We start from the raw sequence: 13,581 nt of genomic DNA on the forward strand, positions 1-13,581 counted from the left end.
AGACATGTTCTGGCGTGGCGTACTCGGATATCTGCCGGTCAATATCGCTCAGGGCGTGGTGGGGCTGCTCACCATCGTCCTGTTCACCCGCGTCCTGACGCCCGAGCAGTACGGCGTCTATGCCCTGGCCTTCTCGGCCCTGAGCCTGACGCAGACCATTCTGCTGACCTGGACGGAAGCCGCGATGGCCCGCTTCCACGCTCGCCAGGACGCCGACGGCCGCCTGCCCGATCACTTCGCCACCCTCTACCGCCTGTGGTTCGGCCTGGCCCTGATGGTGCCGATCGTCGCCGCCGGCGTGCTGCGCTTCGCCCCCCTCTCCGCCCCGCTGAAGGTGGCCATCGCCGCGGCCTTCGCCGCCGTGGTGGTCAAGAGCCTGACCAAACTATCCCAGGAGCGCCGCCGCGCCGCCGGCGAGGTGTCCGGCGCGGCCCTGCTCGACATCGTCCAGACGGTGGGCGGCTTCCTGCTGGGCCTGGTCCTGGCCCTGGTCGGCCTGGGCGGCGCCGCACCGCTGCTGGGCATGGGCGCGATCTCACTGCTGTGCCTGGTGTTCGTGCTGCCGGCCGACCTGCGCCGATCCAAGGGCGGCCGCTATGACCCGACGATGGCCAAGGCCTACGCCGCCTACGGCCTGCCGGTGGCCCTGTCGCTGATCCTGGCCCTGGTGCTGTCGACCACCGACCGCTTCCTGCTGGCCGCCTTCCTCAACGAGCAGGCGGTGGGCGTCTATCACGCCGGCTATTCGCTGGGCTCGCGCACCCTGGACGTCGTCTTCATCTGGCTGGGCATGGCCGGCGGCCCCGCCCTGGTCGCGGCCCTCGAACGCGGCGGCCATCCCGCCCTGAAGGACGCCGCTCACGAGCAGGCCGGCTTCATGGTGCTGCTGACCTTGCCCGCCGCCGTCGGCCTGGCCCTGGTCGGCCGTCCGCTGGCCGACGTGATGGTCGGCGCCGAGCTCAGCACCGGAGCGGGCGCCGTCGTGCCGTGGATCGCCGTGGCCGGCTGGCTGTCGGGCGTGACCACCTACTACCTGCTGCAGGCCTTCACCCTGGGCAAGCGCACCCTGATGCTGATCGCCTGCATGGCCATTCCGGCCGGGGCCAACGTGGTCCTGAACCTGGCGCTGATCCCGCGCTTCGGCCTGGACGGCGCCCTGTGGTCGACCGCCGCCAGCTATGGCGTCGGCGCCGTGGCCGCCGCGATCCTGGGCCGCAGCATCTGCCCCCTGCCCGTGCCGTGGGCCAGCTTGGCCAAATCCGGCCTGGCCTGCGCCCTGATGGCCGCCGCCGTGCTGGTCGTGCCGGCCTTCGGCGGGGTGGTCGAGTTGATCCTCAAGGCGTCCGTGGGCGCCATGGTCTATGGCGTGGTCGTCCTGGCGCTCGACGCCGGCGGCCTGCGCGGCCGGGTCATGGACATCCTCCAACGCCGACTGAAGCCCGCATGACCGCTACTGAAACCCTCGTCGACAACGCCGCCTGGGCAAGCGCCACCCCGCGCCTGTCGGTGCTGATCCCGACCTATCGCGACGATCCCAGCGCGCTGCTCAAGCCCCTGGACGAGCGCGGCGCCGACGCCGAGATCGTGCTGCTGGACGACGGCGGCGGCGACGCCGACCTGACCCGGCGCATGGCCGCCCGCATCGAGAAGCTGAACCTGCCCGCCCGGCTGATCGTGCTGTCGCCGAACGAAGGCCGCGCCAAGGGCCGCAACCGCCTGGCCCAGCACGCCCGGGGCCGGCACCTGCTGTTCCTCGACAGCGACATGCTGCCCGACCCCAAGGATTTCCTGACCCGCTGGGCGGCCGTCGCGGCCGACGACGTGGCGGTGGCGTTCGGCGGCTTCACCCTGGACCAGACCCCGCGTCGCCCCGAGCACGAACTGCACCGGGCCATGGCGCTGAAGAGCGACTGCACCCCGGCGCCGGAGCGGGCCCGGGAACCGGCCAAGCACGTCTTCACCTCCAACCTGCTGGTGCGCCGCGACGTGTTCGAGATGGTGGCCTTCGACGAAGGCTTCGCCGGCTGGGGCTGGGAGGACGTCGAGTGGGCCCTGCGCGTGGCCCGGTTCTATCCGATCCTGCACATCGACAACTCGGCCACCCACCTGGGTCTCGACACCGCCCCGGTCCTGGCCGCCAAGTACGAGCAGTCGGCCGCCAACTTCGCCCGGGTGGTCGCCAGCCACCGCGAGGTGGTCAGCGCCTATCCCAGCTACAAGGCCGCCAAGGCCCTGAAGCTCGCGCCCTTGCGCGGGGTCTGGCGGCCGATGCTCAAGGCCGTGGCCCTCAACGAGGCCGGCCCAACGCCCCTTCGCGCTTTCGCCCTGCGGCTCTATCGCGCCGCCCTCTATTCGGACGCCGTCTGATGCAGACCTCCTTCGAGAAAGTCGACGCCTACGAGCCGGACCGCAGCCTGAAGGGCAAGGTCCGGCGCCGGCTGATCCGCCTGGCCCATCGCCGCCCGGCCCGGGTCAAGCTGGAGCGGCCGATGGTGTCGTTCAGCTTCGACGACGCCCCGGCCACGGCCTGCGAGGCCGGGGCCCGCGTCCTGGAGCAACGCGGCCTGCGCGGCACCTACTATTTCGCCGCCGGCCTGACGGGGCGCGAGGGACCGATGGGCCGCTTCGCCACCGGAGCCGACGCCGCCCGCCTGCACGCCGCCGGCCACGAGATCGCCTGCCACACCTTCTCGCACCTAGACTGCGGCCAGGCCTCGGAAGCCGAGACCCTCGCCGACGTCGACCTGAACGCCCGGCGCCTGACCGAGTGGGGCACGGGCGCGCCGACCAGCTTCGCCTATCCCTATGGCGACGTCGCCTCGCCGGCCAAGACCGCCCTGGCCGGACGCTTCAAGACCCTGCGCGCCCTGCACCATGGCCTGATCGCCACCGGCGCCGACCTCAACCAGGCCCCGGCCGTCGGCATCGAGGGCGAGGACGGCGAGCAGGTCGCCCTGGACTGGCTGGACAAGGCTCACCGGCGCAAGGCGTGGCTGATCCTCTACACCCACGACGTGGCGCCCGAGCCCTCTCAGTGGGGCTGTACGACGGCGGCCCTGGAGCGGCTGGTCGACGGCGCGGTGATGGCGGGCTTCGACGTGGTGACCGTGGCCGAAGGCGCGCGGCGGATCGGGGCCTGAGGCCCTCCCCACGGCGAGAGAATCCGGGTCATGTGATCGTCACGGCCCGCCGCATAGTCTTCACTCGGTCCCGACTCAGCCGTTTCAGGGAAAACAGATGAAGCCGCCGATCAAACGCCTGGCCGATCTCAAGCCCGCGCAAGCTCCAACCGGGGCCTACGCGCGCCCCACCCCGATGGCCGCCCGGCGCAAGACCGCCAAGGTCCTGACCGACGAGGAACGCGCGGCCTTCCTGGCGTCGCGACCGGACCTCGCCCCGAAAGCCTGAACTAGCGGGAAGCCGTCGTCAGCGACAGGGCGGCCAGGTCGGCCTGCACCTTGGCCAAGTCCTTGTCCGAAATCGCGCCGCCGAACTTCGGCGCCAAGGCGCGCAGGCTGTCGCTCTTGAATTTGTCGAACAGCGGATGCTCGGTCAGCCCGGGGATATCCGCGTCCAGCACCGCCTTCGCCTTGGGCGTGGCGGCCACGACCTCGATCGGCGTGTCGATGGTCAGCGCCTGGGCCGCCGAGGGTGCGGGTGTAGCCGGCGGCGGCGGCGCGGACTGCGCCAGCGCAACGCCCCCGCTGACGAGAACCGCGGCCGCGACCGCGGCGAGATGACGAATGGCGCGCATGACTTTCTCTTTCACGTCGGGACGTCGCCGCGATCGAACGTCCGGGATGCCGTTCGACCCGCGCGACCGCTCGATGAACCTCCATGGCTTCGGGTTCGCCAAGCCGTGAAGGCCCGGCGAGCGCCTATCCGCCTGGAACTTGTTCGATTTCCGGGCGCCGGCGATGATGACGTCGGCATCCCGGGCGACCATCCAACCACGAAGGTCGCGGCTCGCTCATCCCCGGTTCATCTGGCGTCGCCTTAAACAAGCGTGACTACTGGAATATTCCCTGGAAGCCGCCTCATGCACCCTCTGCCGATCACCCTGGCCGCCGTCCTGTTGCTCGGCGCGAACGCCGCCCAGGCCGCCCCTCGCGCCTGGGTGCGGGATGTGAGCCTCAATACCGGCTGGCGCTGGGGCAAGCCGCCGACCGAGGACTTCGTGGCGACGTTGCGCGAGTCGGTCGACGAGCGTCTCGCCGTCTGCGCGGCGGGCAAGGACCTGCGGCTGGACATCAAGGTCGAGCGCCTCAACATCCGCCAGCCGAGCGACCGCCGCCCCAACGCCGTCAACTTCCTGGACGCCCAGGTCAAGGTCCGGCTCGGAAGCGACAAGAGCGTCGTCGACCTGAGACGCCTGCATGTGGAAGCGCAGGACGACGGCTTGCTGGCTGTCGCGCGTGACCCGGAGATCGTGCTGTCAGATGCCCTGGGCGACCAGATCTGTCGCGACGTCTTCCCAGGCGCCTAGCCCCTGACCTCGCGGTCCGGGAAAGCCAGCTTGGCGGCGAAAGCCACGAACAGCACCCAGCGGAAGTCGTTGTAGGTGACCGCGATGCTCTCGGTCAGGGCCACCAGGCTGTAGACGACCAGGAACGGGAAGGCGAGCAGCGCGCCCCGGTCGCGAAACACGGCGATCACCGCCAGGGTCATGGCCTGCAGGTAGAACAGCCCCCAGGCGACCAGGCCCAGCAGGCCCATCCCCAGCCACTGCTCCAGCCAGCTGTTATGGGCGTGCTGGGCCTGGAAGCCGGCGTTCTTGCTGATCCAGGCGAACGGCCCCCAGCCGGACTTGTCGCCCCACACCGCCTGGTAGCCGAAGCCCAGCCACGGCCGGTCCTCGATCTCGCGCATCACCGCCGCCCAGATCTTGGTGCGGCCGGTCAGGGTGGCGTCCTTGCCCAGGATCGCGAAGAAGACATCCGAGGCGAACAGGATGAAGGCCCCAAGCAGCACCACGCCGGTGATCCCGGTCCAGGTGGCGGCCGCGCCCATCGCCGGACCTCGGCGGGCGATCCAGACGAAGCCGATCGCCGCCACGCCTAGCATCAGCGACACCAGCGAGGTCTTGGAGGTGGACATCAGCACCAGCACCAGGGCCAACCCCGCGAAGGTCCACCACAGGCGGGCCCGTTGCGGGTTCAGCAGGGCCGCCGCCGACAGGATGCAGAACCCGAACGCCATGTTGCCGCCCAGGCCGTTCTTCTCGCGCCACAGGCCGCGCCAGGCGCCGGGGAACAGCTCGGTCATCACCCCGATGCGCGGGACGGCAAGGCAGACCACGAAACACGCGACGATCAGCACCGCGAAGGCCGCGCCGACCACCTCGGCCAGTTGAGGCCAGCGGAACCGGGCCGCCAGGGCGATCCCGCCCAGGGTGGTGCAGATCAGGGCGAAGCCGCGCCGGGCCGTCTGGTCCGGATTGACCGACCAGAACACCGAAGCCGCGGCGACCAGCAGCAGCACGATCAGGAAGGGCTGACGGATGACCACCCGCAGGGTCGAGCCCGGCCGCAGGGCGATCAGGGCGAAACCGGCGGCGTAGGCGGGCAGGTAGCCGACGCGCAGGATGGCCGAGCCGGCCTCGGTGGCGTTCTCGCCCACAAGGGGCAGCTCCCAGCCGCCGCTGTAGAGCAGCAGGGCCAGGACCGGCAGCGCCCACAACGCCATCTGAAGGAAGGTCAGCCGGGTCGGCGCGGCGGGCGCCGCTCCGTAGGTGGGCGTCAAGGCAGAATGGCCTTCAGGAACTTCGGCGGCTGGACCGAGGCCTGGTTGAAGAACACGCCGGCCGTGCGTCCGCCGGCCGAGGCCAGGGCGTCGCGCAGCAGGCCCGGCGGCCGCACGTCGGGCTGCTGGGCGCTGACCACCAGCACGGTCTGGTCCATGTGCTGGGCCAGGGTCAGGGCGGCCTGTGAGCGGTCGGCCGAGGGGCTGTCGACGACGATGATCTCGGCGTGGCGGCGCAGGGCGGCCCAGTATTCGACGCCGGGCAGGATGTGCACCTTCTGGCGACCGCGCAGCGCCTCGCGGTTGAAGCGCGTCACCCAGAAGCGCGGCCCGCCCACGCTGTGGGCCGTCAGGTACTTGGCGTCCGGCCACACGCCGCCACCCGGCTTGGGGGCCGGCGGCTGGACGGTGAAGAAGGCCGAACCGTCGGGCGAGGCCGGGGCCCCCCGGCCCAGGGCGCCGTAGCGTTCCGGATCGCCGGCGATGGCCTGGTATTGCGGCGAGGTGACCAGGTCCATGTCGATCAGCCAGGTCTTGCGGCCGGCCCGCTTGGCGGCGAAGCGGGCGAATTCGCGGGCGGCCGTCGAGGTCCCCTCCCCGCGTCTGGCGGCGACGAACTGGATGACGTGCGCGCGGCCGGGCGCGGGGGCGCCAAGGCTCCCCCACAGCTCAGCCATCTCGACGTTCAAATCCACCATGCGCCGAATCGCCGCCCGTTCCTGAGCATTTACCCTAATGCGCAAACGCGCTCGCGCGAAAGGCGACGAAAGCGCCCAGGCCCCGGTTCAAATGGCAGTTGGGGATCAGCGCTTGTAGTGCGCGGTCGCCAGGACCGGCAGGCCCAGGGTGCGCGAGGCCGAGGCCGGGGTCTGCAGGCCGGGGCGCAGCAGCATGCGCACCAGGCCCGCGCAGGCGGCGGTGAAGGCCGCGAACAGGAAGGCCAGCACGATGATCGGCTTCTTCAGGCTCTTGCCCGTCGACGGAGCCACGGCGCGCTGGACGATGCGGATGTTGTCGCTGCCCTGGGCCGACATCTGCCGCTGGGCCTGGTCCTGCTGTTCCTTGACCGTGAAGTCGCGGACGTTGGTCGACAGCACGTCGCGGTCGCGCGACAGCTGGTTGAAGGTCGGCTCCAGCTCGGAGAGGCGCAGCAGGCGCTGGTTCACGTCCTGGACCTGCTGGGTGTAGGCGGCCAGCGACTGTTGCAGCGCGGCGACCTCGGCGGTGAGGTCGTTGCGGGTGGACTGCAGGGTCTGCCAGATCGGGTTGGGGCCGCTGCGACGCGCGCCGTCGCCGTTGGTGCGGCCAGACGCCACGCCCTGCTCCAACTGGGCGATCTGGGCCTCGATGTCGCGGACCGGCTGGGCGTCGGGACGATAGCGGGCCAGCAGACCCTCGCGGTCCAGCTTCAGCTGGGCCAGCTTGGCCGAGGCCGAGGTGTCGCTGTCGCGATAGAGCACCATGTCGGCCGGGGTCCGGGCCAACTCGGCCTGGACGGCGGCCAGGCGGCCCATGCGATCCTGCAGTTGGGCCTCGGTGGCGTACTTCTGCGACTCGGCCTGGGCCTGCAGCTGGGTCAGGGCCGTCTTCTGGGCGGTGAAGTCGCCGATGTCGTTGCCCGACAGGAAAGCCTGATAGGCCGTGTCGTTCTCGGCCAGCTTCTGGGCGAACAGGTCGCGTTGCCGCTCCAGACCGTTGTCGCCGGAGCCGATCAGCAGGCTGCGGCGATAGATCAGATATTCCTCGAGCAGGGTGTTGAGCACCTTCTCGGCGATTTCCGGATCCTCGTTGGCGTAGGCCAGGCGGATGATCGAGTTGTCGGGGGCGGTCTCGATCTTCAGGTTGCGGGCCAGGGCGTCGCGGCCCTCGGCCATCAGCTTGCGCTTACCTTCCGGCGAGGCGACGGCGTACTTGGTCCCGCTGCCCGGGAAGATCTTTCCGAAGCCGACCTTGCGGATCACCCGCTCGCGCAGTTCGCCGCTGCCCAGGATCTCGGATTCCGACTGGATCACCTGGTCGACATCGGGAACCGCGCCGCGCGCGGCGTCGCCGGCCCGGGGCTCGTAGACATATTCCTGGCCCAGGCGGACGAACAGGCTGGACTGGGCGGTGTAGGTCTTCTTCATCGTGGTGGAGAAGGCCAGGCCCAGCAGGAAGATCGCCAGGAACACGCCCAGCATCAACCACCGCTCTCGCCACAGCAAGGTGACGAAGTCGGTCGGCGCATAGCGGGCACGCGCCGCCCAGTCGCTACGCGACGGCGGGTCGTGCGGCACGCTGCTCCAGGCGCTCGTGGTTGACATAGGAATCCGACTGACTGTCCCCAGTCGCACCCTGACCGTTGGCGGCTTAAGGCTTCGTTACCTATATCTGTTAAGACTTGTCGCATGCACAGGCGCACCATCCTTTCGGCGGCTATCGCCCTGCCCTTCGCGGCCGGCGGCCTGGTCGCCTGCGGCCACGTGGATCGCGAACCGATCACGCCCACGGCCCGTCCGACGGCCACTTTTTCCGATATCGGCTATGCCGACTGGTCGGATCAGGAACCGGACTACCGGTTTTACCCAGGCGACGAAGTCGAGATCACCGTGCCCTCGGCGAGCGAATTGAACAAGTCCGTGGTGGTCCAACCGGACGGCCGCGTCGCTTTGCCGCTGATCAATCCGATGATGGCGGCCGACCGAACGATCGCCGAATTGGAAGGCGCGCTCACCCAGGCCTATTCGACCCAGCTGCTGCGTCCGCAGGTGCAGGTGTCGATCAAGGCGACGGCGCCGTTGAAGGTGTTCGTGGGCGGCGAGGTCGGCAATCCGGGCGTCTACGACATGGCCGGCGACGGCGACGCCCTGCGGGCCGTCATCCAGGCCGGCGGGTTCAAGACCTCGGCCAAGCGCACGTCTGTGGTGATCATTCGTCGCGGTCCCAACGGGCGGGCCATGCTGCGCACGGTGGACCTGCTGACGGGGATGACCAACGGCCGGACGGACCTGGTGCCGCTCCGGCGGTTCGACGTGGTCTATGTGCCGCGCAGCGGGGTGTCCGAGGCGGGCCTGTTCATGCAGCAGTACTTCCGCGATCTGCTGCCGATCAGCTTCAGCTACGCGGTCAACGGCTTCAGCGGAAACTGAAGCCTTTCACGCGACCTGGAATAACAGGCTGAGCCTCTTCAGGCTCAGCCGTGGGCCAGCCATTCGCGCGCCTGGCGCTGGGCTTCGGCGACGTCCTCGCTGGCCATCTCCTGCGAGATTTCCTTGCGATAGACCTTGGCTTCGACCGAACCGCGCATGGCGGCCAGGTTGAACAGCATGTGGGCCGACACGTAGTCCAGCGGCGCGCCGCCCTGGCCGGTCGAGTACAGCAGGCCCATGCGGAACAGCTCGTCGCCCGAGGTGTCGGTGGTCGGCAGCGGGATCCCGTGGATGGCGGCCGGCGGTTCGATACTCATCATCATGGCTTCAATTCCCCTTCCCAACCCGCGTCGCCGTTCTGGCTCCGCTTGGCTGTGAGAACAGAAAAGTCCGCCGCCACTGAACATATAGTTAAAGGCGTCGACATCATGAATCTAGGCCATGAATACATAAACCGTTTAGAGACATTACGTCGCATTCATGGGTGTTACTGCGTGTAAACCGCCGTATACAGCAGGTTAACGGGCGCGCTGCCCAAAAAGCACTTTTCGGGCCTCTTCCTGGGCTTTTCCGGGCGCTTGCAGGCCTTGGCGGCGCAGTTCCGCCCCCAGCTTGAAGCCCCGGTCGACGGCCTCGCGGGCGGCCATGCGTTCGAACCAGGCCTTCAGATGCGGGAATTCTTCCAGAATAATGCCCTGATTTTTCCACGGCACGACCCATCCCCAGCAGGCGAAGTCGGCGATGGACAATTGGCCGCAGATGAAATCCTTCCCGTCCAACTGCTTGTTCAGCACGCCGTACAGCCGGTGGGTCTCGTTGGTGTAGCGGATGGCCCCATAGGCGATCTGGCGCTGGTCGCTGACGATGGCGGCCGCGTACTGGCGGAAATGGTGGGTCTGGCCGGCCATGGGACCCAGGCCTCCCATCTGCCACATCACCCACTGGTCGATGTCGACCCGCTCACGCTCGCTGGTCCCGTAGAACTTGCCGGTCTTGCGGCCCAGGTACTGCAGGATGGCCCCGGACTCGAAGACCGAGATCGGCTGGCCGTCGGGACCGTCGGGATCGACGATGGCCGGCATGCGGTTGTTGGGGCTGATGGCCAGGAAGTCCGGCTTGAACTGCTCGCCCGTGCCGATGTTCACCGGGATCATCGTGTAGAGCAGGCCCATCTCCTCGAGGGCGATGGAGATCTTCCAGCCGTTCGGCGTGGGCCAATAGTACAGCTCGATCGGACGGCTCATCGGCGGACTCCCTGAATGTCTGCTTGAGGGGCGTTTCGTTTGACCACCAACATGGTCCCGCCGCGCGCCGTCGCCAAGGGCGGCCATGCTCCAGCCTGACGGCGCCGTTCAGATCAGGTTCAGCCAGGGCGGCGGAAACTGCCTTCAAGGTCGAGGGATTAGGCGGTTGTCGGACCGCTGACCGAAGAAGGAGACGTCGGAATGAAGCGCTTGTTGCTCACCATCGCGGCCGTGGCCGCCGTGGCCGGCCCGATGGCCGTCACCGCAAGCGACGCATCCGCCCAGGATCGCGGGCGCTGGGGCCATGGCGACGGCCGAGGCGATCGCCACGACGGCGGCCGAGGCGGCCATGACGGTCGCGGCGACGGCCGAGGCGACCATGGCGGTCGCGGCGGTCATGACGGTCGGGGCGACGGCGGCTGGAACGGTCGTCACGACAACGGTCGCCACAACGGCTGGGATCGCCACGACAACCGCTGGGATAACGGCCGCCACAACGGCTACTACTACAACAACCGCTGGAGCTACGGCGCGCCGCCGGCCTATTACTATGGCCGCCCGGGGTATCGCCCCGGTTACAACGCCTGGCGTCGCGGCGGCTACCTGCCGCCCTATTATCGCGGCAACACCTATGTCATCCATGACTACGGATACTATCGCCTGCGTCCGCCGCCTCGCGGTTACTACTGGTATCGCGCCGGCAACGACTACGTCCTGGCGGCGATTGCAACCGGACTGATCTTCGACATCATCAACAACTAGATGGTGTAAACCTGACGACGTTGGCGGCGCTTTTCGAAACTCTCGGGAAGCGTCGCCATTCGCCGCATACTCGCCGCGCATGCGGCGAGATCGCCCGATTGCCGGGTTATTCCCACCGCATTCGCGGATCAGCGTTCCGGCCGTGTCACTTTCCGACGCGACAGTAACGAGACGCTTCCATGACCAAGCTCCGCATCCCGGCCGCCGTCGCCGCCCTGACCCTCGCCGGCTTCGCCGGGTCGGCCCTGGCCCAGCAGACGGCGCCCACCGATCCGACGGCCCAGACCACGCAAAGCGCGCCCTCCTCGTCCACCACGTCGCCGTCCTATGGCACGGACCCGGCGACCGCCCCGCCCTCCAGCGCCGACAGCGCCGGCGCCAGCGGCACGCCCAGCTCGGCCACCGCCTCCGACAGCTCGACCGACGCCTCGGCTCCGGCCGCCGACGCCAAGCCCGAGAAGAAGGCCAAGAAGCACAAGAAGCCGGCCGGCGCCGAAGCCGACCCGGCGGGCGCCGCGGCCTCGGAGACGCCCAAGCCGTAAAGCCGGCATTCCACCGATAAAAAGGGCCCGTCGCGCGAGCGGCGGGCCCTTTGTCTTTGTCGCGGTCGGCTGAGCGCTAGAGCTCCAGCTTGCTCCGCAGCAGTTCGTTGACGGTGGCCGGGTTGGCCTTGCCGCCGGTCTCCTTCATCACCTGGCCGACGAACCAGCCGATGGCCTGGGGCTTTTCCTTCACCGCCTCGGCCTTGTCGGGGTTGGCCGCGATCAGGGCGTCGATCGCCGCCTCGATGGCGCCGGTGTCGTTGATCTGCACCAGGCCGCGCTTCTCGACGATCTCCGCCGGGCGGCCCTCGCCGGCCCACATGTGCTCGAAGACCTCCTTGGCGATCTTCGACGAGATCGTGCCGTTCTCGATCAGCTCGACCAACTGGGCGATGTCCGCCGACGGCAGCGGCGAGGCGGCGATCTCGTGCCCGCCGGCCGACAGCTTGGACAGCAGCTCGTTGGTCACCCAGTTGGACACCAGCTTGGCGTCGCGGCCCTTGGCGGCGGCCTCGAAATAGTCCGCGCGGTCGGCCTCGATGATCAACACGCCGGCGTCGTAGGCCGACAGGCCGTACTGGCTCTGCAGGCGCTGCTTCTTGGCGTCCGGCAGTTCCGGCAGGGTGTCCTCGATCTCCTTCACCCATGCCGGGTCGAGGACCAGCGGCAACAGGTCGGGATCGGGGAAGTAGCGGTAGTCGTGCGCCTCTTCCTTGCTCCGCATCGAGCGGGTCTCCAGCTTGTTCGGGTCGAACAGCCGGGTCTCCTGGTCGATCTTGCCGCCGTCTTCCAGGATCTCGATCTGGCGACGGGCCTCGTACTCGATGGCCTGCTGGATGTAGCGATACGAGTTGACGTTCTTGATCTCGCAGCGCGTTCCCAGGTGCTTGAAGCTGCCGGTCTCGCGGAACTTCTCGTAGTCGCCGGGGCGGCAGACCGAGACGTTGACGTCGGCGCGCAGGTTGCCCTTCTCCATGTCGCCGTCGCAGGTGCCCAGATAGACCAGGATCGTGCGCAGCTTCTTGACGTAGGCGGCGGCCTCTTCGGAGGTGCGCATGTCCGGCCTGGAGACGATCTCCATCAGCGCCGTGCCCGCGCGATTCAGGTCGACGTACGTCGCATTCGGGTCCTGGTCGTGCAGCGACTTGCCGGCGTCCTGTTCCAGGTGCAGGCGCTCGATGCGCACGTCGAAGGTCGTGCCGTCGTCGCGCTCGACGGTCACCACGCCCTCGCCGACGATCGGCTGGTCGAACTGGCTGATCTGATAGCCCTGCGGCAGGTCGGGATAGAAGTAGTTCTTGCGGTCGAAGCGGCTCTTCAGATTGATCTGCGCCTTCAGGCCTAGGCCGGTCTTCACCGCCTGCTCGACGCAGAACCGGTTCAGGACGGGCAGCATGCCGGGCATGGCCGCGTCCACCAGGCTGACCTGCTGGTTCGGCCCCGCGCCGAAGCCGACGGCGGCGCCGGAGAACAGCTTGGACACGCTGGCGACCTGGGCGTGGACCTCGAGGCCGAGAACGATTTCCCAGGGGCCGGTGCGGCCTTGGATCACTTTGGAATCTTGCGTCATGGCCGCCTGTCTACACCGTGGACCTCGGGAGAAAAAGCCTGACGGCCGGCGAGTTTTGAGGAGAGAGGACAACGCTTCGCGCACGCCTCCGGCTTGCGAGCCCACGCCTCCCCGAACACGAGCGAGGTTCATTTCATGCTTTCCGAATTATGGCGGCAATTCGTCAAAATCAGCACCATTCCGAGAACAGCGGAACCGCCACCGCAGCCCACCGTTGACTCCTCGAATTCGAATATCTCTCAGGAGGAAATCATGGCTGTTCTGAACCTCGACGCCAACGAACCTTATATCTCCTCGCCGGTCAGCGCGGAAAACTCGCCGCTGTTCCCGAGCGCCCCCGTCTATGCCCGTAAGCCGACGAAGAAGTCTTCGTCTAATCTGCCGCTGATGGTGGGTCTGCCCGTTCTGGCCGTCGCTGCCGGCGCCTTGGCCTGGGGCATGATGAGCCGACCGGCCCAGACCCCGACCACCGACGAGGCCTTGCCCGCCCAGGTGGCCGAGGCCACGCCKCTGCCGACCACCCAGCCGCCGGCGCCTATGCCGACGCCGGCTCCGGCCGCCGCGACGCCCGCGGCTCCGGCGCCGACCCAGGT

The 13,581-nt window shown here is 68.5% G+C and carries 15 protein-coding genes and 1 pseudogene; 9 read left to right on the top strand and 7 right to left on the bottom strand.

Going from position 1 to position 13,581, the window contains the following annotated elements:
• Positions 1 to 4 precede the first annotated feature (4 nt).
• The 4 genes from hfsF to AC1DMQ_RS24620 all read left to right on the top strand — a co-directional run bounded on the left by hfsF (position 5) and on the right by AC1DMQ_RS24620 (position 3,408).
• On the top strand, positions 5 to 1,447 hold the full coding sequence (hfsF, locus tag AC1DMQ_RS24605; protein WP_477036163.1) for a polysaccharide biosynthesis protein HfsF: 1,443 nt from the start codon (positions 5 to 7) through the stop codon (positions 1,445 to 1,447).
• Positions 1,444 to 2,367, top strand: a complete 924-nt coding sequence (gene hfsG, locus AC1DMQ_RS24610) for a polysaccharide biosynthesis protein HfsG (RefSeq protein WP_477036164.1) — start codon at positions 1,444 to 1,446, stop codon at positions 2,365 to 2,367. Before hfsF ends, hfsG begins: the two co-directional genes overlap by 4 nt.
• On the top strand, positions 2,367 to 3,140 hold the full coding sequence (gene hfsH, locus AC1DMQ_RS24615) for an oligosaccharide deacetylase HfsH (RefSeq protein WP_477036165.1): 774 nt from the start codon (positions 2,367 to 2,369) through the stop codon (positions 3,138 to 3,140). The genes hfsG and hfsH overlap by 1 nt, the downstream gene beginning before the upstream one ends.
• Positions 3,141 to 3,237: 97 nt before the next feature.
• On the top strand, positions 3,238 to 3,408 hold the full coding sequence (locus AC1DMQ_RS24620; protein ID WP_477036166.1) for a hypothetical protein: 171 nt from the start codon (positions 3,238 to 3,240) through the stop codon (positions 3,406 to 3,408).
• Between the two features lies 1 nt (position 3,409).
• Here the strand turns inward: AC1DMQ_RS24620 and AC1DMQ_RS24625 are convergent, their stop codons facing one another.
• Positions 3,410 to 3,754 (bottom strand): hypothetical protein, encoded by a 345-nt coding sequence (locus AC1DMQ_RS24625; protein ID WP_477036167.1) that lies wholly within the window; start codon positions 3,752 to 3,754, stop codon positions 3,410 to 3,412.
• Positions 3,755 to 4,039: 285 nt separating this feature from the next.
• Between AC1DMQ_RS24625 and AC1DMQ_RS24630 the strand changes: the two genes are divergently transcribed.
• Positions 4,040 to 4,486, top strand: coding sequence for a hypothetical protein (locus AC1DMQ_RS24630; protein WP_477036168.1), 447 nt, complete (start codon positions 4,040 to 4,042; stop codon positions 4,484 to 4,486).
• Here AC1DMQ_RS24630 and AC1DMQ_RS24635 read toward each other — a convergent pair.
• The 3 genes from AC1DMQ_RS24635 to AC1DMQ_RS24645 all read right to left on the bottom strand — a co-directional run bounded on the left by AC1DMQ_RS24635 (position 4,483) and on the right by AC1DMQ_RS24645 (position 8,045).
• Positions 4,483 to 5,742, bottom strand: coding sequence for an O-antigen ligase family protein (locus AC1DMQ_RS24635; protein ID WP_477036169.1), 1,260 nt, complete (start codon positions 5,740 to 5,742; stop codon positions 4,483 to 4,485). The genes AC1DMQ_RS24630 and AC1DMQ_RS24635 overlap by 4 nt on opposite strands.
• On the bottom strand, positions 5,739 to 6,440 hold the full coding sequence (locus AC1DMQ_RS24640; RefSeq protein WP_477036170.1) for a P-loop NTPase family protein: 702 nt from the start codon (positions 6,438 to 6,440) through the stop codon (positions 5,739 to 5,741). The genes AC1DMQ_RS24635 and AC1DMQ_RS24640 overlap by 4 nt, the downstream gene beginning before the upstream one ends.
• A gap of 105 nt (positions 6,441 to 6,545) precedes the next feature.
• Complete coding sequence (locus tag AC1DMQ_RS24645) at positions 6,546 to 8,045, bottom strand: GumC family protein (protein ID WP_477036171.1); 1,500 nt, start codon at positions 8,043 to 8,045, stop codon at positions 6,546 to 6,548.
• A gap of 84 nt (positions 8,046 to 8,129) precedes the next feature.
• Here AC1DMQ_RS24645 and AC1DMQ_RS24650 point away from each other — a divergent pair, with 84 nt between their 5' ends.
• Positions 8,130 to 8,870 (top strand): polysaccharide biosynthesis/export family protein, encoded by a 741-nt coding sequence (locus AC1DMQ_RS24650; protein WP_477036172.1) that lies wholly within the window; start codon positions 8,130 to 8,132, stop codon positions 8,868 to 8,870.
• Positions 8,871 to 8,914: 44 nt separating this feature from the next.
• Here the strand turns inward: AC1DMQ_RS24650 and AC1DMQ_RS24655 are convergent, their stop codons facing one another.
• Positions 8,915 to 9,193: a sel1 repeat family protein gene (locus AC1DMQ_RS24655; protein WP_477036173.1), complete on the bottom strand. Its 279-nt coding sequence runs from the start codon at positions 9,191 to 9,193 to the stop codon at positions 8,915 to 8,917.
• A gap of 195 nt (positions 9,194 to 9,388) precedes the next feature.
• Positions 9,389 to 10,114, bottom strand: coding sequence for a glutathione S-transferase N-terminal domain-containing protein (locus AC1DMQ_RS24660; RefSeq protein ID WP_477036174.1), 726 nt, complete (start codon positions 10,112 to 10,114; stop codon positions 9,389 to 9,391).
• Positions 10,115 to 10,315: 201 nt separating this feature from the next.
• Between AC1DMQ_RS24660 and AC1DMQ_RS24665 the strand changes: the two genes are divergently transcribed.
• Both AC1DMQ_RS24665 and AC1DMQ_RS24670 read left to right on the top strand, forming a co-directional pair.
• Positions 10,316 to 10,876, top strand: coding sequence for an RcnB family protein (locus AC1DMQ_RS24665; protein WP_477036175.1), 561 nt, complete (start codon positions 10,316 to 10,318; stop codon positions 10,874 to 10,876).
• A 179-nt stretch (positions 10,877 to 11,055) separates the two neighbouring features.
• On the top strand, positions 11,056 to 11,418 hold the full coding sequence (locus tag AC1DMQ_RS24670) for a proteophosphoglycan 5 (RefSeq protein WP_477036176.1): 363 nt from the start codon (positions 11,056 to 11,058) through the stop codon (positions 11,416 to 11,418).
• Between the two features lie 76 nt (positions 11,419 to 11,494).
• Here the strand turns inward: AC1DMQ_RS24670 and gatB are convergent, their stop codons facing one another.
• A complete protein-coding gene (gene gatB, locus AC1DMQ_RS24675; protein ID WP_477036177.1) occupies positions 11,495 to 12,988 on the bottom strand; it encodes an Asp-tRNA(Asn)/Glu-tRNA(Gln) amidotransferase subunit GatB in 1,494 nt (497 codons plus the stop codon).
• Positions 12,989 to 13,240: 252 nt separating this feature from the next.
• Between gatB and AC1DMQ_RS24680 the strand changes: the two are divergent.
• A pseudogene (locus AC1DMQ_RS24680) lies at positions 13,241 to 13,581 on the top strand (hypothetical protein); the annotation flags it as partial.

This window comes from Caulobacter sp. 05L422 (assembly GCF_056397765.1).

Excerpts from the sequence above, each read along its gene's own strand:
- AC1DMQ_RS24665 (WP_477036175.1), top strand. The coding sequence starts at position 10,316 with ATGAAGCGCTTGTTGCTCACCATCGCGGCCGTGGCCGCCGTGGCCGGC.
- AC1DMQ_RS24620 (WP_477036166.1), top strand. The coding sequence starts at position 3,238 with ATGAAGCCGCCGATCAAACGCCTGGCCGATCTCAAGCCCGCGCAAGCT.
- AC1DMQ_RS24640 (WP_477036170.1), bottom strand. The coding sequence starts at position 6,440 with ATGGTGGATTTGAACGTCGAGATGGCTGAGCTGTGGGGGAGCCTTGGC.
- hfsH (WP_477036165.1), top strand. The coding sequence starts at position 2,367 with ATGCAGACCTCCTTCGAGAAAGTCGACGCCTACGAGCCGGACCGCAGC.
- AC1DMQ_RS24650 (WP_477036172.1), top strand. The coding sequence starts at position 8,130 with ATGCACAGGCGCACCATCCTTTCGGCGGCTATCGCCCTGCCCTTCGCG.
- hfsF (WP_477036163.1), top strand. The coding sequence starts at position 5 with ATGTTCTGGCGTGGCGTACTCGGATATCTGCCGGTCAATATCGCTCAG.
- AC1DMQ_RS24645 (WP_477036171.1), bottom strand. The coding sequence starts at position 8,045 with ATGTCAACCACGAGCGCCTGGAGCAGCGTGCCGCACGACCCGCCGTCG.
- AC1DMQ_RS24655 (WP_477036173.1), bottom strand. The coding sequence starts at position 9,193 with ATGATGATGAGTATCGAACCGCCGGCCGCCATCCACGGGATCCCGCTG.
- hfsG (WP_477036164.1), top strand. The coding sequence starts at position 1,444 with ATGACCGCTACTGAAACCCTCGTCGACAACGCCGCCTGGGCAAGCGCC.
- AC1DMQ_RS24625 (WP_477036167.1), bottom strand. The coding sequence starts at position 3,754 with ATGCGCGCCATTCGTCATCTCGCCGCGGTCGCGGCCGCGGTTCTCGTC.
- AC1DMQ_RS24670 (WP_477036176.1), top strand. The coding sequence starts at position 11,056 with ATGACCAAGCTCCGCATCCCGGCCGCCGTCGCCGCCCTGACCCTCGCC.
- AC1DMQ_RS24630 (WP_477036168.1), top strand. The coding sequence starts at position 4,040 with ATGCACCCTCTGCCGATCACCCTGGCCGCCGTCCTGTTGCTCGGCGCG.
- AC1DMQ_RS24660 (WP_477036174.1), bottom strand. The coding sequence starts at position 10,114 with ATGAGCCGTCCGATCGAGCTGTACTATTGGCCCACGCCGAACGGCTGG.
- gatB (WP_477036177.1), bottom strand. The coding sequence starts at position 12,988 with ATGACGCAAGATTCCAAAGTGATCCAAGGCCGCACCGGCCCCTGGGAA.